25 protein-coding genes and 1 pseudogene are annotated in these 21125 nt (G+C 68.8%); 3 read left to right on the top strand and 23 right to left on the bottom strand.

Annotation, left to right across the window (positions count from 1 at the left end; genetic code table 11):
• Nucleotides 1-12 precede the first annotated feature (12 nt).
• Nucleotides 13-96 (bottom strand): annotated as a pseudogene (locus tag ABT034_RS33340) (acyl-CoA dehydrogenase family protein); the annotation flags it as partial.
• Nucleotides 97-576: 480 nt separating this feature from the next.
• Between ABT034_RS33340 and ABT034_RS33345 the strand changes: the two are divergent.
• From ABT034_RS33345 to ABT034_RS33355, 3 genes are all read left to right on the top strand, one after another.
• A complete protein-coding gene (locus ABT034_RS33345) occupies nt 577-1185 on the top strand; it encodes a UTRA domain-containing protein (protein WP_351220837.1) in 609 nt (202 codons plus the stop codon).
• A gap of 198 nt (nt 1186-1383) precedes the next feature.
• A complete protein-coding gene (locus ABT034_RS33350) occupies nt 1384-1563 on the top strand; it encodes a hypothetical protein (RefSeq protein WP_351220838.1) in 180 nt (59 codons plus the stop codon).
• Nucleotides 1564-1633: 70 nt separating this feature from the next.
• Complete coding sequence (locus tag ABT034_RS33355) at nt 1634-1978, top strand: DUF6233 domain-containing protein (protein ID WP_351220839.1); 345 nt, start codon at nt 1634-1636, stop codon at nt 1976-1978.
• 9 nt (nt 1979-1987) lie between these two features.
• On the opposite strand, the gene ku is transcribed toward ABT034_RS33355, so the two are convergent.
• The 22 genes from ku to ABT034_RS33465 all read right to left on the bottom strand — a co-directional run bounded on the left by ku (nt 1988) and on the right by ABT034_RS33465 (nt 21103).
• Nucleotides 1988-2893: a non-homologous end joining protein Ku gene (gene ku, locus ABT034_RS33360; protein ID WP_351220840.1), complete on the bottom strand. Its 906-nt coding sequence runs from the start codon at nt 2891-2893 to the stop codon at nt 1988-1990.
• 273 nt (nt 2894-3166) lie between these two features.
• On the bottom strand, nt 3167-3946 hold the full coding sequence (locus ABT034_RS33365) for a phage antirepressor KilAC domain-containing protein (protein ID WP_351220841.1): 780 nt from the start codon (nt 3944-3946) through the stop codon (nt 3167-3169).
• A 392-nt stretch (nt 3947-4338) separates the two neighbouring features.
• A complete protein-coding gene (locus tag ABT034_RS33370; protein WP_351220842.1) occupies nt 4339-4668 on the bottom strand; it encodes a hypothetical protein in 330 nt (109 codons plus the stop codon).
• Nucleotides 4655-5056: a hypothetical protein gene (locus ABT034_RS33375; protein WP_351220843.1), complete on the bottom strand. Its 402-nt coding sequence runs from the start codon at nt 5054-5056 to the stop codon at nt 4655-4657. Before ABT034_RS33375 ends, ABT034_RS33370 begins: the two co-directional genes overlap by 14 nt.
• A 51-nt stretch (nt 5057-5107) precedes the next feature.
• Nucleotides 5108-5458 carry a hypothetical protein gene (locus tag ABT034_RS33380; protein WP_351220844.1) on the bottom strand — a complete coding sequence of 117 codons (351 nt, stop codon included), beginning with the start codon at nt 5456-5458 and terminating at the stop codon, nt 5108-5110.
• Nucleotides 5459-5460: 2 nt separating this feature from the next.
• Entirely contained in the window at nt 5461-6300 is an 840-nt protein-coding gene (locus ABT034_RS33385; protein ID WP_351220845.1) for a hypothetical protein, read from the bottom strand.
• A 65-nt stretch (nt 6301-6365) separates the two neighbouring features.
• Nucleotides 6366-8213, bottom strand: a complete 1848-nt coding sequence (locus tag ABT034_RS33390; protein WP_351220846.1) for a glycerophosphodiester phosphodiesterase — start codon at nt 8211-8213, stop codon at nt 6366-6368.
• Between the two features lie 12 nt (nt 8214-8225).
• A complete protein-coding gene (locus ABT034_RS33395) occupies nt 8226-8801 on the bottom strand; it encodes a hypothetical protein (protein WP_351220847.1) in 576 nt (191 codons plus the stop codon).
• A gap of 8 nt (nt 8802-8809) precedes the next feature.
• Complete coding sequence (locus tag ABT034_RS33400) at nt 8810-9037, bottom strand: hypothetical protein (protein ID WP_351220848.1); 228 nt, start codon at nt 9035-9037, stop codon at nt 8810-8812.
• Nucleotides 9037-10134 carry a DUF5047 domain-containing protein gene (locus ABT034_RS33405; protein WP_351220849.1) on the bottom strand — a complete coding sequence of 366 codons (1098 nt, stop codon included), beginning with the start codon at nt 10132-10134 and terminating at the stop codon, nt 9037-9039. Before ABT034_RS33405 ends, ABT034_RS33400 begins: the two co-directional genes overlap by 1 nt.
• A gap of 1 nt (nt 10135) precedes the next feature.
• Entirely contained in the window at nt 10136-10990 is an 855-nt protein-coding gene (locus ABT034_RS33410; protein WP_351220850.1) for a hypothetical protein, read from the bottom strand.
• A 1-nt stretch (nt 10991) separates the two neighbouring features.
• Entirely contained in the window at nt 10992-15524 is a 4533-nt protein-coding gene (locus ABT034_RS33415) for a hypothetical protein (protein WP_351220851.1), read from the bottom strand.
• Nucleotides 15525-15546: 22 nt separating this feature from the next.
• Nucleotides 15547-15876 (bottom strand): hypothetical protein, encoded by a 330-nt coding sequence (locus ABT034_RS33420; protein WP_351220852.1) that lies wholly within the window; start codon nt 15874-15876, stop codon nt 15547-15549.
• Nucleotides 15877-15956: 80 nt separating this feature from the next.
• Entirely contained in the window at nt 15957-16283 is a 327-nt protein-coding gene (locus ABT034_RS33425; RefSeq protein ID WP_351220853.1) for a hypothetical protein, read from the bottom strand.
• Between the two features lie 86 nt (nt 16284-16369).
• Entirely contained in the window at nt 16370-16954 is a 585-nt protein-coding gene (locus ABT034_RS33430; RefSeq protein ID WP_351220854.1) for a phage tail tube protein, read from the bottom strand.
• A 68-nt stretch (nt 16955-17022) separates the two neighbouring features.
• The gene (locus ABT034_RS33435) at nt 17023-17406 is read right to left on the bottom strand and encodes a hypothetical protein (RefSeq protein ID WP_351220855.1); all 384 of its coding nucleotides are present in this window, start codon (nt 17404-17406) and stop codon (nt 17023-17025) included.
• Nucleotides 17399-17656, bottom strand: a complete 258-nt coding sequence (locus ABT034_RS33440; protein ID WP_351220856.1) for an HK97 gp10 family phage protein — start codon at nt 17654-17656, stop codon at nt 17399-17401. Before ABT034_RS33440 ends, ABT034_RS33435 begins: the two co-directional genes overlap by 8 nt.
• A gap of 83 nt (nt 17657-17739) precedes the next feature.
• Nucleotides 17740-17976: a hypothetical protein gene (locus ABT034_RS33445; protein ID WP_351220857.1), complete on the bottom strand. Its 237-nt coding sequence runs from the start codon at nt 17974-17976 to the stop codon at nt 17740-17742.
• 125 nt (nt 17977-18101) lie between these two features.
• Nucleotides 18102-18515: a hypothetical protein gene (locus tag ABT034_RS33450; protein ID WP_351220858.1), complete on the bottom strand. Its 414-nt coding sequence runs from the start codon at nt 18513-18515 to the stop codon at nt 18102-18104.
• Nucleotides 18516-18524: 9 nt separating this feature from the next.
• Nucleotides 18525-19484, bottom strand: coding sequence for a glycosyltransferase family 4 protein (locus ABT034_RS33455; protein ID WP_351220859.1), 960 nt, complete (start codon nt 19482-19484; stop codon nt 18525-18527).
• Between the two features lie 74 nt (nt 19485-19558).
• Nucleotides 19559-20503, bottom strand: a complete 945-nt coding sequence (locus tag ABT034_RS33460; RefSeq protein ID WP_351220860.1) for a phage major capsid protein — start codon at nt 20501-20503, stop codon at nt 19559-19561.
• A 15-nt stretch (nt 20504-20518) separates the two neighbouring features.
• Nucleotides 20519-21103 (bottom strand): hypothetical protein, encoded by a 585-nt coding sequence (locus ABT034_RS33465; RefSeq protein WP_351220861.1) that lies wholly within the window; start codon nt 21101-21103, stop codon nt 20519-20521.
• Nucleotides 21104-21125 lie beyond the last annotated feature (22 nt).

The following is a 21125-nucleotide window of genomic DNA, read 5'->3' on the forward strand; positions in this document are numbered from 1 at the left end:
CGACGGGGCCCGCTACTTCGCGAGCGCGCGGCTGATCACCATGCGCTGGATCTCGCTGGTGCCCTCGAAGATGGTGTAGATCGCGGCGTCGCGGTATGCAACTGCTGACAGAAGACTGCCAAGGCCGGGAATGCCAACGCATTCAGACCCACTCCCCCGCGCTACAGGGGTGCTCCTCCGGGTTGCTCAGGCTTCCGCCACCATGATCATCTCCCAGGGATCTCCCAGAAGGATGGTGCAACCTTCGAACGTCCGCGACAGAATGAGAGCGGCCCCCCTCCATCAGCCGGAGGGGGGCCGCCTCGCGTCGAGGCCGCCAACGAGCGGGCCACTGTCGGACAACCCCGACGCGTCTATGGGTGAGACCAGTCCCCTTGCCAGATGGATGCAGGCCCACACCTAGGTTCACCCGAACGGGCGAACGCCTGTTCGATGAGACCAACGTACCCGTAGCCCTGCGTCGCGACCAACGCTGACCGGCAGGGCTGTCTGCGGAGACCTTGAGGCTATCTGCCACGTAGCAGCCCGGCCAGCCCCCTCTACGGTGGCCATCCAAGATCGTCGCAGGGGTTGCACATGGCAGAAGCGCTGCAGCAGAGGCTCGCCGCCCAGCTGCTGCAACGCATCCAGGACGGCACCTACCCGCGCGGCAGCGTCTTCCCGTCCTACCGTTCCATCGCCGCGGAGTTTGGGGCCGGCCACGGAGCCGCCTACCGGGCTGTGCAGATGCTCCGCACGGCTGGACATCTCGAAGGGCAGCCCCGCGGACGGCTCACCGTCCGGGACGATCCCGGTGTGCGAACCCTTGCCAACCCCGACGCCGAGTGGCCGCACGGCCGCGGCGAGACCGAACGCTCCCGCCCGCGAGCCGACGAAGACCTCGCCATCCGGCTGCGCTGCGAGCCTCGCACTCAGGTTGCGTGCGAGCGCGTTGAGCTTCTCGATCCGGACGGGCGCCCCTCCATCCTGGTGACCTCTTGGTGGCGGGGGCGGCGGCGCCCGCACTCGTCCTTCAGGATCTCCGTGGCGATCCACCGAATGACCTCCGACGAGGCACACCTGCTGGGCTTGCCGACGGGAGCACTCGCCCTGCTGGTAGACCGGACGCGCCTGGACGCTGCGGGGGTTGTTACGGAGGTGGCTGATCTCGTGCTCCCCGCAGACAGATGGACCGTCGGAAGGTGACTTCTGGGTCAGTAGTGGTCACGAGTGTGGCCGAAATACGGTGCTGGCGGAAGGGTGGCGAATGCATTTATGTACAAGCGACAAGTATTTACCCCAGATAGGCGCCGGCCAGGATGCAACCCTCCAATCCGGCAGCGTGGCGGAACGCACGCCCGCAGGCTGCCAGCTTTGTCAGACCCGGGCCCTAGCCTTGGATGTATGTCCGATCGCCACAGAGAGACCCCGAGCCCCGATGCCCTGAACGACGCCATCCGCACCTTGTGGGCCCGCGCCGGCGAGGAGCAGCGTTCCCTGACGGCCGACGAGCAGCGGATCTATCAGGTACTCGTGGCGGCCTGGGCCGAGGCGACGCACGCCGAGCAGGAACTCGCCGCATAGGGGCCCGGTCGAGTAGGGCTACGGCCGCCGCTGGCAGTCGAGGGCGACCCGCAGGAATAGAATCGAACTCATGTCCGATGAGCCGTCCTCGCCCGAGTTGGAGAAGTTGCGCTTCCTCTACCGCGTGCAGCTCGGCCAGGTCGCCCAGACCGAACGCTGGATCGAAGCCGAGCTCGCCAAGCTCCGCGAACGCGCCGCCCGGCTGCCGCGGCTCGAGGGGCCCGAGTACGTCCTCTCGTACCTGCGGGCCGGCGGCCACCCCGCCCCGGACAGCGTGCACCGCGGCGACTGCCGCATGGTCAGCCACCACACCAAGCCGCTCGACCGCCAGCAGGCCCTCCAGGCCATCACCACCGGCGGCATCCGGGCCTGCGAGATCTGCCGACCCGACTCCGAGCTGGGCGTGCTCGAGTAGGCGCGTCACTTACGAGGCGCGCTTCCGGGGGCTCTTCTTCGCGGCCGCCTTCTTCGCCGGAGCCTTCCCGCCCGCCGCCTTCTTCTGCGGGGCCGGCATCTCGTGGACGGTGGCGTCCTCGGAAGTCTCGCCACGGGCGGCCTTCGCCTTGGCCACGGAGTCCTGCAGTGCCGCCATGAGGTCGACAACCTGGCTCGCGGGCGCGGACGGCTCACCAGTCTGCCTGGGCTGGCGGTGTTCTGCCTTCGCCTCGATCACCTCGAGCACCGCCTCGCGGTATCGGTCCACCAGCTCCAGGTCGTCCAGGTGCTCGACAGTCATCGTGTCCAGGAGGGCCAGGGCGCCGGTCACCTCATCGTCGGAGAGCTCCGACCCCTCCGGCTTCAGCTCGTCGGGTGAACGGATCTCGTCCTCCCACTTCATGGCGTGCAGCAGCAAGACGTCGCCCTTCACCCGCAGCAGCCCGAGGCGCTCGCGGCCGTGCCAGGCGAACTTTGCGACGGCCACCTTCTCGGTGCGCTCGAGGGCCTTGCGCAGCAGGGTGTACGGCTTCGCTGAGACGGGGCCGTCGGCCGCCAGGTAGTAGCCGTCAGAGATCCGGATCGGGTCGATCGACGCGGCTGGCACGAACGCCACGATCTCGATGGCCTTGGCCGTCGGCAGCGGCATCTGGGCGAGCTCGGCGTCGGTGATCTGCACGATCGTGTCCTTGGACACCTCGAAGCCCTTGCCAATCTCGTCCTGGGTAAGGACTTGCCCGTCCAGGTCGCACACCTTCTGGTAGCGGACGCGGCCCCCGTCCTCCAGGTGGATCTGGTTGAACTGGATGCTGTGGGATTCCGTCGCGGGCAGCACCTTGATCGGAATGGTGACGAGTCCGAAGCTGACGGCGCCGGACCAGACAGGGCGGGGCATCGATCCTCCAGGCCCCCCTGGTGGTCGGATGCTCAGGCTAGGCACAGCGGAAGCGTGATCGCATGCCCGGAGGCGGGCAGCGCTCGGCCCCGCCTGCATCGCAGCAGCAGGCGGGGCCGTGGCGGATCCCCCGACGGGGGTGGCGGGGAGGCCGTGCCGACAGCATGCACCCGGAACCAGCCATCGGGTAGAGGTGTGGCGGGAAAACGTCTGCTGGGTATGACGAAGACGCCCCCTCCACCCGAAGGCAGAGGGGGCGCGTCACGGAGCCGACTACGCTGCCGCCCGCCCCTGGTGCTGGTCGAAGATGAACTCGGCCCCGTCGTGCGTGGCGTATGCCACCTCGTAGGAGACCTTGCCGTTGTTCTCGACCTTGATCGCGAACAGGCCTGCCTTCTGGTACGTGCGGCGCGGCATGTTCTGGTTGGAGCCGAAGCGGGACAGCTGCTTGCGGAAGACCCCCAGCTCGACGAGCCAGTTGGTCATGTCCTTGACGGGCATGTCGAGCATGTCGGCGATGGCCGTCATACCGATCAGGCCCTCCGAGTTCATGAAGGCGTCCCACTTACTCGCCTTGGGAGCCAGAACCTTGTTCTCCGCCTCCAGCGCCTTGTTCTCCCGGACCTTACCCAGGAGCGCGACGAGCGCCTCTTCGTAGTCCTGGGGAAGCGCCGGCGCTGCGACCGCAGCGGTCTCGGCCTTTCGTGTCTGGACTGCGAAGTACGTCTGGGCCGCCGCGACCTCCGGCTTCCGGGGGTCGCCGTTCATGGCGATCATGTAGGCGCCATACCGCGTTAGCTTGTAGTTCAGGCGCAGCGTGTTGCCGGACGCTTCCGGGCGCTCGGAAGCGTGCAGGTCAGCGGTCTGCCCGCTGTTCGTGATGGCGACCTTGGCGCGCTCGACGGAGTTGCGGAAGTCTTCCCACTTGCTGTAGCCGAGGAGAGGCTGCAGGTCGCGAGCGGACCACCACTCACCGGTGTGGTCAGTCCGACGGATGTGGTCAAAGGGCGAGGCGCCGGGGTTGCTGTTGGACCCCGGGTTGATAGGCTGCATGTGACTCAAGGAGCTATACCTCCCAGTCTTGGCCCTTGCGCGGGGTGGGTCCCGCGTAAGGGCATTTTCACGTCGCCTTCGTTTCGAAGCCGACCGAACTTGAACCAGCGTAGAGCAGCCCTCCGACGCCGAGGGGCACCCACACCTTGGGTCGCACGGCACACAGTGCCTTGATCGATCAAATAGACATCAGGGACAGCACGCGACTCCTAGGTGTCTCTAAGCAGAGCACGTGTCACGCAGTGTCAGATTCCCGCGCAATGCGGAAGATCATGTGATGCAGATCTCGTACCCATGTACGTGCCACTTCGTGTAAAGCTCCACCTTCGATCAGAAGGCGCCATGACGAAGCGCCCCCTCTCGCGCCCACCGTGGGCGCGAGAGGGGGCGTGTCACACTCCGGTCCGGTTGTACTCCTCGACGAGCGGGTGCACCGGCTCCGGCTCAATCCCGGCCTTATGCATCTGGTCGGCCCACCGGTTGACCGTCCACGAGAAGGCCCGCAGCAGAGACTCGCACCGGGCCTGCCTGCTACGAAGGCTTCCGTTCTCCTCGTCGACCCGCTTGACCGTCGCCTGCAGGACACCCAGATCAGCAGCCTGCTGCTGCGGGGCAGCCGACGCCTTCGCGGCCTTCACCGTGGCCCGCGCCACGAACACGCCACCCCCACCAAGGATGCCGCCAGCAGCCCCCACCAGGGCCGCCCAGTCACCCACGTTCATCCGACCTCGGCTTTCCGGACGCGGCACAGAGCTGGGGGACCGAAAACTCGGGCACCGTGCTGGCCCACAGGATGACCCCCACATGAGAGGTCAGGTACCAGACCGCGACCCAGACGGCGCGGGAGTAGTCACCGGCCAGGACCGCCGCCAGGTAAGCGATGGCCCAGACCGAGGGGGGAATCAGCGCCGCATAGAAGCCGTACCTGTCGCGGCCGATACGCAGAAAGGCGGAGAAGCACGTCACGACACCGCAGACGATCCACAGCCAGGCCCAGTGCTGCAAGGAACAGACCCGGGTGAGGAGTTGCAGCCCGAGCGGCGGCGGCGGGTCCACGAGGAAGCTGATGCCCCAGCACGTCTTGCCGGTGCCGAGGATTAGAAGGAACATCCCGCGGCGGCCCAGGTGCTTCCGGGCCCGCCGTAGGATCGGGGGCCTCACCTACACCCCAGACAGCGGGCGGCGCGACGTGGTCGGGCTGACCTGGAGTCGGGTCAGCAGCGTGAGCACGGTCAGAACTACGGTGTTGATCGCGCCGATCGTCTCCTGCGACACCTCGTACCCGAATGCCGCGACGAGGACCGCGCCAGCGCCGACGATCGCGGTGAACGCCTGCGGCGCGATCGGCCGGGTCAGGGCCGCGGCGATTCCGCCGAGGACCGCGGTGGCCACGCCAACAATTGCGCCGGCCTGGACCGCGGTGAGGCTGGTGATGCCAAGGGAGACGATGAGGCCGAGGACGGCCGCCAGGGTGTTCAGGATGACGACGGGTTCGCGTCCGAAGAATCTCATGGTCAGGACTCCTTCTTGGCAGCAAGCCGGTCGACCTTCGCGGTAAGCGCGGCGACTGCGGCGTGGGTCTGGGTGACGTAGCCGTAGAAGTCGGGGATGCGCTTTCCGGCGGCCTTCGACTTCTCGTCGGCGGTCTTGTTGCGGTAGCCGAGCAGCGCGAGCACGATGCGGTCGACGTCCTTGTCGGACAGGGCCATGGCGGGGTCCTCCTCGGGGGTTCCGGCGGCGTACCGCAGCACGCGCGCCATGTCGAAGTTGCCGGGGTCGCCGTGGTCGTTGCCCTCGGGGACGTGCTGGTGGCCGAGGTGGCCGGTGTACTCGTTGAAGGCGGCGGCGGATAGGCGCTGCGGAGCGCTCTGGCCATAACTCCCCGGGTAGGCGCGCCACGTCACCGTTGAGGTCATCGGCACGCCGTGGTTCTGGTGGAGCCAGCAGACGAACGCGGCAACCTCGCGCAGCGCCCACTCAGGGGCCTCGGGCCAGAAGATGTGCGCGCGGCCAGCGGCCGTCCACTTCCGGTGGGTGGCCGGGTCGCAGGTGCCGACGAGCTCGACCTGGGCGAGGTTGTTGCGGTTGGTGGTGATGCCGCCGGCCCGGTCGACGAGCGCGCGGGCGGACTGCTCGATGTCGAAGTGCTGGTACCAGCGGAGCTTCTTGGCCGCGAAGTCGGGGACGGCGGTGATCGTGGGGGCGGCGGCGCCTCCGCCGTAGGTCGGCAGGGTGGTGCCCTCGGTTGTGTGCCAGACGACGGTGTTGATCTCCATCGCTGTGCCCTCGTACCGGTCGCCATACCAGTAGGCGAGGGAGGCGCCGGGGTAGCGCTGCGGGCCGGTCTTGGCCATGAGGCCTCCTGACATGACAGAGCCCCGGGCCGTAGCGGCGCGAGGCGGACGGTGGTGGGCAGGGGTCAGGTGATGGCGACGTTGGCCCAGCGGGTCTTCGTGTCGCGAACCCCGAAGTTGGGGTACATGCCGCTCCGATAGGTGTTGTTCGTGACCGTCACCGAGTTCGGGGACGCGATGTTCGTGCGGGTCACGATGATCTGCGTCGCCGTCACCTGAATTCGGAGGTGCTGCGTGGTGCCCGTCGTGATCGCGGCGGTGGCCACGGTGCCGATGTTCGTCGGGGTTCCGGACGTGACCCGGTAGACGTCGATCGTGCCGCTCTGCCGGACGAGGACGTTGTAGCCGTTGGGGTTCGCCGCGCCGCCAGCTTGGTCGTCGAACTGCGTGTCGCCGATTCCGAGCATCACCTGGAGGCTTGCGCTGGCGTAGTCGACGGAGTCGATGACGTAGTCGAAGTCCAGCGTGAACGTGCTCGGAAGAGGCCCGAGGTAGTGGTGGCCGACGCCCGCGAACCCGCCGTTCCCGGTGTCCGGGGGGCCTGCGGTGACGGCGTCCAGACCCCACCAACTCGGTGATCCGAGCTGGAAGAAGCCCCGGTAGTCACCGGTGTCGGCCAGACCGGGCATGCCGTGGTAGAACGTGCCGGCGCCGAACAGGTCGGTTGCCCGCAAGGCTGACGTGCCGCGCACGAACCACGGGTCGTCGGAGATCACCGCCCACACCGACCCCGACGTCGGCAGCGCCGCGAAATGGGCCCGCCGGTTGACGGTGTAGACCATGACGCGCAGGCCGGCGGCGGCGGCCGCGTTGATCGTCGAGGTCGTGGCCTGCGAGTAGTCCACCCCGAGGTGTCCGGTGCCAGCCGCGAGAAGCCCCGCGTAGGTCTGCCCGGACAGCACACCGTCGGCGTCGAGGAGAACGGACGGGATCCCCGCCGCCCGCGCGGCAACGAGCTCCGCCTCGGACCAGGCCATGATGCACACGGCCTGCTCCAGCTCCTGGCGCAGGATCTCGGCGACCGCCGCCGCCCCGGACCCGCTGTTGTTGCAGTGGACGATGATCGGCACCGTGTTGCCGAGGTCGGCGAGGACGTCCGCGAACAGCGGGATCCTCAGATCGCTGGGCCAGGTGTTCGCGAACCACGATCCGGCGTCGATCCGGCCCCGCAGTGCGGCCGGGATCGTCACGTTCGACGTCGTGCCGGTGAGATTCGAGGTGCGGTCGACGGTGGAGTCGTGCATCACGAAAAGGCCGCCGTCGAGGGTCTTGTAGACGTCAATCTCGATCGCGTCCGCCTGCAGGGCCACCGACATTCGGAACGCCTCGGTTGTGTTCTCCGGAGCGAGGAGCGCGGCGCCGCGGTGCGCCACCCACCGGGGCCCCGCCTGCGACTCCAGCGCCGCCCACGGGGAGACCGTGCCCGCCGACGACCGGCCCCAGAACACCCCCTCGTCGGCGCCCCGGATCAGGGTGTCGCCCTCCTGCCCGCCGGCCGGGTAGGGCACGTAGGACGCGGACAGGTCCGGCAGCTGATCCTGCGGGACGTGGCCGTCGACATCGAGCTCGGCCACACCCTCCGGCTCGCCGACCGTCGAGGCGAGGACCCCGTAGATCTCCACCTGCCGACGGGCGATCCGGTCCGGCTCCGTCGGCTGCACCGCCCACCGGACGCCGCCGCCGGAATCCCACCACAGCGTGGCCGTGACCCCGTCCGGCCCCTGGAACTCGACCCGGCCCCGGCTGTCGGTGACGACGCTGCCGCCGGTCGGCGTGCCGTCAAGGGCGAGTATGTCGGTGACCGTGGAGCCACCGGCGCGCGCGGTCCATACCGTGCCGGGGCGGCCGGTGAGGATGTCGCCGTCGGTGTCGGTGACGACGTCGCCGCCGGTTGAGCCGTACTGATATCGCATGCAGGGCTCCGATCAGGTGTTGAGGGGGATGCGGATGCCGTTGAGGCTGATCCAGCCGACATCCGGCCCGACGTAGGTGATCTCCCGGTTCGGAGCGACGTAGACGCGTCCGGCGGAGACGCTGCCGAGCCACTGCATGGCGATCGGATAGTCGCCGGAGAGCGGATTCCCGAGCGAGCTGGGGATGCTGCCGATGACGCTGTTGCCGATGATCTGCGTGCCGGCGGAGGACTTTTGCACGCCGCCGCGCAGGACGATGAAATTCCCGCTGTCGAGGGCTGCTTGTGGGGTTGTGCCGTACAGGCTGTAGCCGGTCGCCAGGGCGATGTCGGTCCAGGCGAGCGCCGACCACACCGTGCGCCACGCCGAGGCAGTGCGGATGGTCAGGGAGCCGGGGGTGTCGAGCCATGCCAGCATCCCTGGTCGGGCGTCCACGTCGGGAATGGCCGCGTTGCGGGCTGCGGCGTCCGCGAAGCTCATCCCGACCCGGGTGGACGCCCACTCGGCGAGGGCCTGCAGGTCTGCGGGGACGTTGTCGGCGTCGGCGCCGGCCGGGTAGGGGGCCTGGCTGATCGGGGTGGTGGGCACGAGGCCTCCTAGGCGGTGGTGAAGCGGTTGACGACGACGTAGCCGCCGCGGACGGGGACGACGAACACGACGTCGTCGACGGCGCGGTCGGTGTAGCCCTCCAGACAGGAGGCGGGGACGTTGGCGCCGCCGATGGTGATGTCGACGGTGCCGTCGCCGTTCACTGCGGCCACAACGGCGGAGCCGGGCCCCGGGTTGGCCGCGAGCGGCATGATGGCGTCGACCAGGCTGGGCATCAGCTACTCCCGTCATCGGCCCGGGTGGACCGCGTCTCGCAGGTCATGGCGCCGGACGACGACAGGCCGATCCGGTCGAGGATGTGCAGGGCAGGAGGCTCCTCTTCGGCGAGGACGAGCACCACATCACCCGGCTCAAGCGCCGGGTTCGGGACGGCGGTGAAGGACAGCCCTTCGGTGAGACCGAGCGAGTTAGCGAGCAGCGACCGGCCTGCGGTGTCGGCCTGCCCGGCGGTACGCAGCAGCGGGGAGGAGTAGTGCCGCACCCGGCGCCCCATCGGACCGCCGACCCGCGTCGGGGACGTGGGGACCAAGTCCCGCACCACGACGGGGCCGAGCGGCACTGTCCCGTCCGAAGCATCGCCGGTGACGACGATCACGTTGTAGAACCCGGCGGTCGATACAGCCGATGCGGCGGTCACGAGGACCCCGCGGGGCCCGGTGTCAACCGTCCACTGCGGCGGGTCGGACAGCGTCGGCACGTCGCTGATGACGAAACGGCCGCGGCCATCGGCCCACACCTCGACGCCCAGCGCGCGGGCGATCGACGCGTCGTCGCCGTCGATCGCCGCCCACCGCTCCCGTTCCCACAGGGTGCGCGGCACCGGGGCATCCCGGACGGTGCGCCGCACGACGACCGCGTCGGGAACGGATTCGAGCAGCAAGGCCTCGATGACGTCCAGGCCAGACGAGTTGGCCGCCGAGGTGCGCGGAAGCTCGAACTTGTCGTCCTGCACGACCTTCTCGCGGCCGTATCCCTGCACCTGCACCCCGCCGGTCGGCAGCTGCGTCGACACCTCGTCCAGCCGGAAGTACCCCTGCGGGATCAGCTCGGCCGTGCCGTCCCCGTAGTCGAGGCCGACGTCGAGCTGCAGATATGCACCCTGCGCCGTCACCCCCACCAGGCCCCGCAGCGTGTCGGGCGCCAGGACCGCCTGGCAGGTGCGTCGGATCTGCGCGGTACGGTCCGCCGCCACCGACCACGACAGCAGCCGCGCGGGGAAAGGGCCCCCGGCCGGCGGGTACACGGTCGCCCGCGCCGCCGGCCGGGCGGTGCCCCGCAGGGACGGGTCCCAGCGGGCGGAGACGGGCCACACGTCAGCCTCCCGTGGTCACGTCGAGGTACGTCTGCCCGGTCGCGGTGCGGTCCGCGTATGTCGGCCACGTGACCGTGCTGTCGTCGTAGCTGCGGCCCGGGATCCGGGTCGGAGCGCCGACCGTCGTCGGCCGGTCCACGGCCGTGATGGGGATTTCCCAAGTGCGATGCGGATCGTAGGCCGGGCCCGACATGGATTCGCTGATCTTCCCCGGGACCCAGTAGGCGTCCGGCCGGCCAAAGGCGTTCCGGGTCTGCGCCAGCAGCGTCGACCCGGAGAGGATCAGCTCGAGGAGCTGCTCGCGCTCGGTCAGCGTGGCCGTCTCGATGGTGACGGACGAGGTCGCCAGCGACCACGCATCCACCCGCATCACCGGCGACGACGCCCCCAGCACATCAAGCCGTTCCTGACGCTCGCCGTACTCCAGCGTTGGCCACGACATGACCGTCACCCGCATCGACAAGGCCGGATTGCTCAGGCTCTTCAGCCATACGTCCTGCGGCGTGGTCGGCTCCGGTGGGGTTACGGCTACCCCGTCAGACCGGGCGCCGACTGTGCCGTCCCAGCCGATCGGGTAGGCGTGCCAAGCCGACGACACCCCTAGGGGCGCCTCGTGGTCGTAGGTCACAGCTACTCCGCCGGGCGCCCCCGTCACATCGCCGCCCCGCACCGGGACCTCGACGCCGTCCGGGCCGGTGCGGGTGAACCGCACCTGCGCCGGGCCGGACGGGAAGTCGGCGATCAGCAGGACACCGGCCCACGGATCGTCCCGGCGGGCCGTCAGGTACCCGTCGGGACTGGTCACCTCCACCGGCGGGTCGGGCGGAGTGTCCGACGAGGTGATGATGATCGGCACCTCAGTACCTCTTTCCTGCGGTCGCCTGCATGACGAGGGACTGATCGTGCTGAGCGACGACCGCCCCAGCCTCACCCTGGACATAGGCGCGGAGCGTCGGGCCGTCCTGGACGACGAGCGTGAGTGCGTCCCCGGGCTGCAGCCCGCCACCCTGGTTGGCCATGCGGGTCAGAGCGTTGGCCTGGACAGTGGTGAAAACTGGCTCCGGCCGGCCGGTGCCGTTGTAGGCCAAGTTCAGGCCGGGCTGCAGGTAGCCGCCGCTGTCGAACGTGCCCGGCTGGAAGCCGTAGACGTCTGTGAACAGGGAGTCCTTGTAGCTGCGGGCCCTCGGGCCCACGACCACACCATCCCCGCCACGGGACTCGACGTTCACACCGCCGATGGTGCCCGCGGTGTGGCCGACACCGGCGTTCGTGATGCCGATCATGAAAGGGCTCTTCCCGTTCAGGACCCATCCGGGCGGGGCCGTCTTCCCGTTGAAGGCGCCTGTGGCCCACCGGCGGTGAGGTTCCTGCCCGCGGATCACCGACTCGATCGCCGACATGAACCCGGAACAGTCCCACGAGGGGTTGCCGTTGCCGCCCCACTGGTACGGCAGGCCGTTCTGGGTCCTCGCCCACGACAGGGCCTTTTGGACCCGGGGCCCGCCGACGCCGCCGGCGCCCTTCTTGTCGGCCTCCTTCGAATAGCCGAAGATCGAGTCGACGATCTTCGTCGGGATCCGCTTGAGCATCCGGCCCAGATTCGTGTCAGCGCCGGGGAACTGGGAGAGCAGCGGGTTCACGACGCCGTTGAGCCCGGCGCGTGCCGACTGCTCGACGCCGTCCGCCAGCCATTTGGCACCGGACTTGACGCCGTTCCAGACCGCGGTCCCCGCGCCGGCCGCCTTGTCGCCGATCCAGTCGAAGATGCCGCCGTCCGCGTACTTCAGGGTGCGGTCGGTGGCCACCGGAGCGCTGCCGCCCAAAGACGGCGCCAGGGCCGCCTTTACCCCGGAAAGACCGCGGGTACGGGCGATGGCGTTCATCGTGTTGACGAATCCGGCGCCGACCGCGCGGGTCCACTCGGGCCGCATGATGGCCTCGCCGCCACTGAGCTCGAGGCCGCCACCGGTCGGGGACACGAACTTGTGGACGTCACGACCCGGCGTGTAGCCGGGAAGGACACCGCCAGTCGCCCACCCTTCAGTCTTCATCGACTTGATCTCAGGAGCCCCGAAGGCCTTTGCGATCATGTTCCACGTCGGCACAATTCCGCCGTTGTAGACCTTGTCGATCACGAACCTGACCGGCTTCTTCGTGATGTCCGCGACCTTGTTCCAGGCAATCTCGATGAAACCCCGGGCCTTTTCGAAACTGTCGGCCACGGACTGTACGCCGCTCTTGATGTTACTAAAGGCGGGACTGATGGCATTTTTCCACAGCCAACCGGCCTTGTCGCCGATCCATCCGAAGACAGGGCGCAAGACCTTCTCCCACACCCAGTTCGCCTTATCTCCAAGTTCCTGGAGTCCACGCTTGAAGCGGTCCACCATAGGCCTGATCGCGTTTTCCCACAGCCACTTCGCCTTTTCTGCAATGAAGCCGAACACCGGCGACAGGACGTTCGTCCACAACCAGGTGGCGTTCTGTGCGATGCCCTCGAACGTCGGCTTCATGACGTTCTTCCACAGCCACTCGGCAACCACTGCCAGGCCCTTGAAGGCGATCACAATGGGAGCGATGAGGACGGTGAGGATGATCGTGGCGAGCAGGGCTGCAGCATCCCCGATGAAGCCGAACACCGGCTTGAGGATGTTGTCCCACAGCCATATGGCGGCTGTGGCGACGGCCTGGAATGCCACGACGATCGCATCGAACACCGGCTTGAGGATTGTCTCCCACAGCCACACGGCGGCCGCAGCAACGGCCTTGAAGACGGTCTGGACGATGTCCCGGAACGTCTCCGAATTCTGGTAGGCGTAGACGATCGCCACCACCAGGGCGAGGATCGCCGTAATGATGATGCCGATCAAATTCGCCCGCATCGCCGCATTCAAGGCCCACACTTGGCCCGTCATGATCGCGGTAACGAGGCCGGCCGCGATGACCGCGAGCCGCCAGATCCCCAGCGCGATAGCGGCCAGTTTCGCCCCGATCGCGATCGACGTGAACGCCACCGCAATGACAGTGAGCACATTGACGGGAATCGCTGAGATGCCGTCGGCCAGAGCGTTCAGGAAAGACGTCGCCGTACCGGCCAGTGGCGCCAGCGCCATGCCCACGTCGAACATCGCCCCGAACAAATTGCCGAGCAGCTCCGCGACGAACGGTCCCTTATCGGCGCTGAACGCCAGGAACCGCTCGAAGGCAGGCGAGCCCTTCAGTGAGGATCCCCAGTCGGCGAACCGCTCCGTGATGGTCTGCATCCGGCTGCTGATGCCGTCCATGTGCGGGAAGAACGCCTGCAGGACACCGGCCATGCCCTTGAACACGTTGCCGAAGGCGATGCCGAGACCCTCGATCGCCGGCTGGACAGAGCCGGTGAAGTCGGCCTTGAACCCCTTCCACCAGGGCGACTTGAAGCCGCGCGAGGCCCGGTCCTGCAAGTTTGCGATGGCGGTAGCCGCAGCGAGCACAATGGGCGTCAGGCCCGGAAGAGCGTTCTTCAGGCCCTCCAGCGCGCGGGTGAACAGCGGCATGACCGCAGGCTGCAGCGCCTCTGACCAGGACTTGAATGCAGTCCTCAGCGAGACGAACGCGTTGTACGTTGCGCGGGCAGACGGAGACAGCTTCGCCAGCTCCGCCGCGAACTTAGCCTGCGCAACGGCGGCCTGATCAATGGTCCCAACCGCAGCTGAGGCCGCCGACTGCTGCGCCGAGGCGATCTGCCGCTGTGCCGAGGCGATCGAGTCCGCCGCCGACTGTTGCGCCGCCACCAGGCTCTCCTGCGCGCGGGCCACCGACCGGGCGCCATCCTCCTGGACACGGGTGACGGCGCGCTGCGACTCAGCCACCTTCTCCTGCGCCTCGGCGATGTCCTGCTGCGACTGGACCTGCTGACGCGCCGCCTCCGTCCGGGCCTTCTGCAAAGCCCCCTGCTGCTCGACGATGCCGCGGTCCGCCTCCCGGACGCGCTCCTGCGCCTGCCGGACCGTATCCGAACCCTCGACGCCGGCCTTGTCCGCAGCGGCCTTCTCCTCCGCCAGGCCCTTCGTCTCCGCCTGCTGCTGCCGCAGCCGCTCCACGGCCTGGTCGTAGGCAAGCTGTGCACGCTCCTGCTCCAGCAGCGTCGCCTTGGAGCCGTTCTTCTGCACCTCGCGCAGCCGCTCCTCGGCCTCCTTGACCGCCAGAGCAGCATCCCGCTCAGCCAGCTGCGCGCCGATGAGGCGGTCGCCCAGCTCTGCCAGCTCCGCCGCCGCGTCCTTGCGGGCCTGGGTGAGATCCTGCTGCGCCTGCCGCGCGGTGCGCTGCGCGTCCGCCAGGGACTGCTCCGCCCGCGCCACGGCCTCCGCTGCGGCCTGCTGCCGGTCCGCCGCCTGCTGCACGGCTTCCGCCAGATCCCGCTTCGCGGTCTTTACCTGACGCGCCGCCCGATCGTTCGCCTCGGCGGCCTCCCGAACCGCGTCATCGACCGCCTGCTCGGCCTGCGTGATCTGCCGGGCCGCATTCCGGTGCGCCGAGGCCAGCGCCTGCTGCGCGCCCGCCAGCTGCAGCGCCGAAGACGCCCCGCGTGACGAGGCCTGCCCGCCGCGCAGCGCGGATGTCGTTGCCGCGTCCTGCGCAGCCTTCTGCGCCGCCAACGCGTTGGCGATGCCCGTGATCCCCGGCGCGGCCACCAGGCCCACCGCGCCGACGCCCACCGCAGCGGCCGCGCCGGCCGCCGCGACAGCGCCGAGCCCCGCGGCCACCAGCGGCAGCACCGGCAGAATTGCCGGGCCGAACGCTGCGGCGGCCGTCACCAGCATGCCGAACGAGCGCACTGAGGCGTCCGCCCGCACAGTGACCTCGCGGCCGTCGACCGCATCGATCTGCGCACGCAACGCCGCCAGTTCAGCTACCGCCGCCGCCGTGTTCGCGCGCACCGCTACGTCGGGGCTGGAAGCGCCCAGGCGCTGCAGGTCCCGCTCCACGGCCTCGATCTGCTGCCGGGCTGCCGCCGCGTCGACGTCGATCCCGACCCGCTGCGTCGACAGCCGCTCCAACTGGGACCGCAGGGCACGAATCTCGGAGTCGGCGTCAGACGTGTCCGCGCCGATCACGATGTCCGGAAGGCTCCGGAAAGCAGCCTCGACCCGGGTCCGGAAGTTGCGGCCGAAAGCCCCACCGGCATCGCCGCCCTGCCGGGACGCTGCCCCAGTCGCCTGCTGGCCACCACGACGGATGCCGTCGCGCACAGCGTTGGACACGGATGCGGCGACACTGCGGCCGATGATGTTGCCCAACTCGGTGCCCACACGCTCGGCAGGAGCAGTGAGGCCGGCACGCAGACGGGTGTAGATGTGCTGCGTGTTCGGGACGACATCGACCTCGACGGAGCCGACCTGGATCGCCATCGGAAGGACCCCCTTCCGCGCGTCAGGCCGCGCCGCCGTTGATGAGAGAAAAGAGCCGGTCAGCGCCGGACGCAGAGAGCTTGCTCCGCGTCGGCTTCTTCGGTGCTGCCCCAGGGCGGCGCATCGGCTCGGGGTGAGCTGGCCACCGTTGTTTACTCTCGGTGTTTACGCAGATCAGTACATGTTCAATGCGGCGCAGGACGTCGTAGCAGGCGGCCATCAGCTGGTGGTCCTGCGACCAGCGGCCCTTCTCCGGCTCGCCTTCGTCCGCCTGCGCAGTCAGTTCCTCGTCCGAGAGGCTGTTGCGCAGCGCAGTCATCGTGGACGACTCCGGCGGCAGATGCTGGATCAAGACCCGCAGCAGACGCCACGACATCTTGCCGCGGTGCACGTCCAGCAGATCGCGCTGGTAGTAGCGCCACAGGTCGGCCTCTACCGCTTCCGCGTGCTCCTCGACGACGTGGCGGGTCCACTGGACTTTCCCATCGGCTCCCCAGCCGCCTCGCCGGCCCGGTTGAGGAACTCGCCGATCTCATCGTTCGTCGGGTCGAGGTCGATGTACGTCTCGTAGGAGTCGGGGCTGAGGACATCTTCGAGGAAGGCATCCATGTCGCCGGCCTTCAGCTTGCGCTGCCAGGACTGCCGCCAGGCCCCGGGCGGCACGATCTCCAGCTTCGCGTCGCAGAGCTCGGCTGTGACGTAGTGGCCGGTGGCCTCGATCTCCTGCGCTTCGGCAGGGCCGGTCTTGGTCTCGGTCATGGCGCGGACCTCCTAGTCATGGCGCGGGCAGAAGTACAGGTGGGCGGGCCGGGCCCGCGCCGACGGTTGACGACCCGCCCACCCGATCAGGACCCCGTGTAGGCGGGGGTCGCCGGGACTCGGTCGGCGTGGTAGACGGTGTTGCCGGACTCATCCGGGTAGGACGTGATCGTCCACTGGAAGCCGGCGACCTCGTCCTGCTTGTGCGTGACGTCCGACCTCTCGGTGATCTCACCCTGAGGGATGTAGAAGCCCCTCTGGAGTTCGCCGTCCAGTACGACGAACCAGAACGCCCGACGGTCCGGGACCGGCGACGCGGTCTCCGCGAACGTCGTCAGACCCGACGCCGGCTCCAGTTCCTCCACCGGGATGCGGTACTGCAGCGACTGGACCGTCGTCCGGCCCGTCTCCCACGCGGTGACGGCGAACGTCCTGATGGAGCTGGTGATTGTCGTCCGGATCGGCGACGTGTAGCCCCACGGCGTGAACGACTGGCTGTCCTCCTCGAAGCCCTGGACGAGGCCGTCGTCGGACAGGGCGCCGAGCGGGAGCCACGGAGAGAGGGGCTGCACAGCCGGGTCTCCCGGCGAGGCGGTACCGAACGGGGCGACCCAGCCGCCGCCGTTGGCGCCGACCTCGAGCAGGTCCGCGGCGCGGGTGATGTTGACCATGATGTCTCCAGACGTGCGGAAGCCCGCGCAGGGCGGGACGGGAGGGGTCCGGCGCGGGCCCAGTCCGGTCAGGAGACCGGGTGACAGAAGATCTCGTAGGTGGCACCGACGCGGCGAAGCGCGGTGTTCTCGTAGGGGCGGGCTGCGGGCAGGGAGACGGTTCTGACGCGGCCGAACACCGCGGTGACGGTGGCCGACCCTCGGAGCTGATGCAGGAGAAGCGCCTTGATCTGACCGGCCAGCGTGAGGGCGTCGGCGCGGGTAGCGGCGAACACGTTGAGGTCGACGAGGAATCGGTCTAGCCGGATTCCGTCGTCGTCGCCTCCGACGCCCTCCACCTGCACCGTCGGCAGCTCGTTTTGCAGGTTATTGTCCGTCTCGTCGCGCACCACGACTTCAGAGCCGAGACGGGCCTGGAGCCAACCGATCAGCTCCAGCTCGATGTCAGGCATCAGCACCCCCAACCTGAGCGGCTCGCAGAAGCACGTGATGCGCCTGGACCCGCTCGGTGCCGTACTCGACGTGCGCGCCGTGAGGGGATGAGTTCCCCACCACGGCTACCGCGCGGTCACGGCGCCGGCCGCCTCGTGGAACCGGCCGGACGAAGAACGACGCCTTGTACGTGCCGCGCTCGACAGGAGCCATCGACTCCGCCGCCACACGGATGGCATCGGCCCGGCGGACCATTTCGGCGAGGATCATCGGGCTCCTCAGGAGCTGCCCCACCCCACGCTTGGACATCTTGAACCTTGCAGGCATCGAGGCCACCTCCAATGAAAGCGGAGTTATCCGGTGACCCGGTCTGCCGCAAACTGCACCGGACCAGCGGTGCCGGTGAAGACGGAGCGGCCCCAGTCCCCCGGCTCGCCGGTGATCTCGCACAGCTGGCCACGTATACGCACTTGGTCGGTGGTCTTCCAGTCCGACCCGGGCGGCGCGTACACCGTCCATCCGACGATCACCGTGTCCCGGGCCTGCTGGTCGTCGCCGCCGACCTGAGGAGTCGACTGGCGAGGAGTCACCACACACCCGGTGACCGTGGTCTCGACGAGCGGCCCCGGAATCGGCTGTCCGCGTGGGTCCCGTCCTGGGGACGGGCCGCGGCGAAGCCGGATCACGTCCTCGCCGAAGGGGTACGGCCCAGGCATCAGTACCCCCAGCCGGGCTCGTAGGGCTCCCCGGGAAGGAAGGGGCCGTCGCCGGGCCATGTCGGCGAGGGGTCGGCGCCCGCCGGAGTCGGATCGACCGTAAACGCGCCGCCCCGGCCAGCCAGTGCCTTCAGAGCGGCCTTGTCGGACTTGGTGAGGTACAGGCCGCCCGAACCTGCCGGACGCTGTACGGACTGCGGGCCGATCGTCTCGTAGGTGACCTGTTGCGGGTTGACGTAGGCCCGGCCCGCTACCGACAGCACCACCGCCGTGGCCTGGTCGGGAAGCGGCTTCACCACCGACTCGGCCAGGGCGACAGCCTGGGCGATCAGTAGGTCGGCCCGATCGCCCTGGATCTCCTCCATGCCGAGATAAAGGGCGAGATCCTCGGCTGTCGGAGGTACGAACGTCATCGCTGCCCCCTATCGGGCCAGGGCCTCCACGGCATTACACCAGGAAGCCAAGTCAGCGGTCGGATCGAGCTCGGCAGACCGGGCCTTAGCCCGCTTCGACGCCAGCCGGTACTCGGCCGGCGTCAGGAGCTTGCGGAGCACGGCTTCGTAGCCGTCGAGGTCGTTGCGGTCGACGAAGATCCCGCCCTCGCCCAGGGACTCGCACAGCCCCGGGGTGGGGTGGGCAACGACGGGAATGCCGCTTGCCAAGGCTTCGACACCGGCGCGCCCCCAGGACTCATAGGACGACGGCATTAGTAGCACCCGGGTACGGGCATACACCTGCTCGCGCATCTGCTGACCGTCGACATGCTCGACAACCTCGACGTTCGGCAGGTCCGGGAGGATCTGCTCTCCGTAGGCTCCTCTGACGGCGAGGAACTTCTGCTCTGGCATCTGCCGGGCGAGTGCCTCGAGGACGTGGCCGCCCTTCTCCGGATTGCAGTTGATCAACGTGACGGCCTTGCCGGGCTTCGTCGTGTACTCGTCGGCGTACACCGGAGGCCGCACAATCAGCGACCCGGCCGGCCGTACCGCCTTCGGGTACTCGGCGAAGAACAGCTCCGCCTCCGCGGCCATCCACCGGGAGTTGTAGACCGCAAGCGCGGTACCTCCCGCGGCCATGTCGCGGAACGTCGGCCGGTGCGTGTTGTGGCAGATCACGCCCAACGGCTTGCCGTAGCCCCGCGCGAGCGCCGCCGTCGACGGTACGCACTCCAGATGCGACAGCAGCACGTCAGCCCGACGGACCGCCGTCGAGAAGTCCAAACGTGCCTCCAGCGGCACCACGCGAATGCCCCGGTAGTCGTAGGGCTCGCTCGCCTTCCCGTACCTGGACAGCCACACCTGTACGTCGTGGCCGCGTTCCACGAGCGGACGCAGCATCGAGACGAGCATGTGCTCGGCCCCGGCATTGTGCTGCGGCGGCATGAGGTGGACGCGAGCCGCGATGGACAGGGGCCTGGCCGTCCCGCCCGGCGCGGAAGCCGGGACAGCCCTGCCCATCAGGTGCCCGAAGGGGTGCCGGTGAACTTCACGAACGCCTCGGTGTCGCCGACGACGAAACCGTAGTAGGCCTCGGCGAGGAGGAGAACCAAGTTCGACTGGAAGGCCGACACCGGGTCGCCGTTCTCGTCGAAGTACGTCGCCTCACGGGACACCCGCACGGAGATATCCATGCCGACACCGTAAGCCGTCTGGGACCAGTCGCCGCCGATCGCCCGCAGGCCCGAGTCCACGCTGGTGGACTGGCGGCGCAGCTTGCCCGACACCGAGCGCGAGTAGGCGATCGGCTCACCGACCAGCGTGCCCGCGAGCGCGGCACCCGTGCCCGGCTGGGTGGTGTCGATGAGGATGGGCCGGCCGGTGGTGTCCGTCGCCCCGAGGAGCCGCATCTTCAGCCGGTGGTCCGCGACCGTGCCGGTGTAGTCCCAGTTGTCGTCGACGACCTCGCCCATGCCGGCGACGAAGTCACCCCAGATGCCGCCCTGGTTCTGCGCCGTGGTGCCCAGGGCGACCGACTTGGAGGTGTCGGCGAGGAAGTCGCCGAACGGGCCGTTGGCGCCGGACATGGTCTTGCCATGGATCGCCGCCCGGTCGAAGGCCCGCGCGAAGGCCGTCGGCAGGTCGCTCTGCAGCTGCGTGAACAGACCGGCCGCGTTGGAGTTCGCCACCTCCATGCTGACCGGGATGAGCACGGCGATCTTCTTGCCGGACATCTCCTTGATAGAGACACCGCCGGAGGAGACCGGCTTCCGGCCGCCCTCGGACACCCAGTCTGCGGTCGGCACATCCAGCGGAACCGGCACCGCAGTGTTCGCCGTCATCGACAGCGGAACGCGCCGCGCCAGACTCATAACGGCGGACTGCTCGACGCTCTTCTCGAAGATCGGTCCGATGAGGGTCTTGGGGAGGAAAGTCGGATTGACATCCGACAGCTTGATGGCCATGGAGGCCTACCTTTCTCAGCGTGTCTGGCCGAGGGCGTTGCCGAGCCAGTTGGCGAACTCGTCCTCGGGCTTCATGGGGGTTCGGTTGCCGTTGCCTGACGAGCCCTGCGTGCGGTCCGGCGCCGGGCGGCGCGGCCCCTCGAGGGCCTTCGCCCAGTGCGGCTTGCGCTGGAGTAGGTCGGCGAGGTCGGCCTTGATGCGGTCAGTGTCGATCGCGCCGGAGTCGTCGACGTAGTCCGTCGGGTTCAGCGCTCCGGCGGCGTCCGTCGGGTCTGCGAAGGTGTTCGCCGCGAGGGCTTCGACCTTGGCCGTAACCGCTGTGCGCGTCGCGCTGGTGGCGCGCTCCCGCTCGGCGGCGAGCTGCTCAGCAAGCCGCTCGGCCTCCGTCTTCTGCGCGTCCTCCAGCTCCTTCGCCTTGGCGGCCAGAGGCTCCAGCTCGCGCACCTTCGTGCGATGGCCGGCCGCCTCCCGGCGGAGCTTCTCGATCTCCTTGCGCGCGGCTGCCGGATCGGACCAGGGGTCCTTGCCGTCCGCCTCCTGGGCGGCCTCCGGCTCGTGCGGCTGCTGGTCGACCTGCTCGGTCTCGGGCTCTTCGGGCATAGCGATGTCGCCCTCCTGGGGC

The sequence above is a fragment of the Streptomyces sp. NPDC002773 genome (assembly GCF_040295605.1).
Classification (GTDB): Bacteria; Actinomycetota; Actinomycetes; order Streptomycetales; family Streptomycetaceae; genus Streptomyces.

Coding starts and splice junctions, on each gene's coding strand:
- ABT034_RS33345 (WP_351220837.1), top strand. CDS start 577: ATGGCAGAAGCGCTGCAGCAGAGGCTCGCCGCCCAGCTGCTGCAACGC.
- ABT034_RS33350 (WP_351220838.1), top strand. CDS start 1,384: ATGTCCGATCGCCACAGAGAGACCCCGAGCCCCGATGCCCTGAACGAC.
- ABT034_RS33355 (WP_351220839.1), top strand. CDS start 1,634: ATGTCCGATGAGCCGTCCTCGCCCGAGTTGGAGAAGTTGCGCTTCCTC.
- ku (WP_351220840.1), bottom strand. CDS start 2,893: ATGCCCCGCCCTGTCTGGTCCGGCGCCGTCAGCTTCGGACTCGTCACC.
- ABT034_RS33365 (WP_351220841.1), bottom strand. CDS start 3,946: ATGCAGCCTATCAACCCGGGGTCCAACAGCAACCCCGGCGCCTCGCCC.
- ABT034_RS33370 (WP_351220842.1), bottom strand. CDS start 4,668: ATGAACGTGGGTGACTGGGCGGCCCTGGTGGGGGCTGCTGGCGGCATC.
- ABT034_RS33375 (WP_351220843.1), bottom strand. CDS start 5,056: ATGTTCCTTCTAATCCTCGGCACCGGCAAGACGTGCTGGGGCATCAGC.
- ABT034_RS33380 (WP_351220844.1), bottom strand. CDS start 5,458: ATGAGATTCTTCGGACGCGAACCCGTCGTCATCCTGAACACCCTGGCG.
- ABT034_RS33385 (WP_351220845.1), bottom strand. CDS start 6,300: ATGGCCAAGACCGGCCCGCAGCGCTACCCCGGCGCCTCCCTCGCCTAC.
- ABT034_RS33390 (WP_351220846.1), bottom strand. CDS start 8,213: ATGCGATATCAGTACGGCTCAACCGGCGGCGACGTCGTCACCGACACC.
- ABT034_RS33400 (WP_351220848.1), bottom strand. CDS start 9,037: ATGCCCAGCCTGGTCGACGCCATCATGCCGCTCGCGGCCAACCCGGGG.
- ABT034_RS33415 (WP_351220851.1), bottom strand. CDS start 15,524: ATGGCGATCCAGGTCGGCTCCGTCGAGGTCGATGTCGTCCCGAACACG.
- ABT034_RS33425 (WP_351220853.1), bottom strand. CDS start 16,283: ATGACCGAGACCAAGACCGGCCCTGCCGAAGCGCAGGAGATCGAGGCC.
- ABT034_RS33430 (WP_351220854.1), bottom strand. CDS start 16,954: ATGGTCAACATCACCCGCGCCGCGGACCTGCTCGAGGTCGGCGCCAAC.
- ABT034_RS33435 (WP_351220855.1), bottom strand. CDS start 17,406: ATGCCTGACATCGAGCTGGAGCTGATCGGTTGGCTCCAGGCCCGTCTC.
- ABT034_RS33440 (WP_351220856.1), bottom strand. CDS start 17,656: ATGATCCTCGCCGAAATGGTCCGCCGGGCCGATGCCATCCGTGTGGCG.
- ABT034_RS33450 (WP_351220858.1), bottom strand. CDS start 18,515: ATGACGTTCGTACCTCCGACAGCCGAGGATCTCGCCCTTTATCTCGGC.
- ABT034_RS33455 (WP_351220859.1), bottom strand. CDS start 19,484: ATGCCGCCGCAGCACAATGCCGGGGCCGAGCACATGCTCGTCTCGATG.
- ABT034_RS33460 (WP_351220860.1), bottom strand. CDS start 20,503: ATGGCCATCAAGCTGTCGGATGTCAATCCGACTTTCCTCCCCAAGACC.
- ABT034_RS33465 (WP_351220861.1), bottom strand. CDS start 21,103: ATGCCCGAAGAGCCCGAGACCGAGCAGGTCGACCAGCAGCCGCACGAG.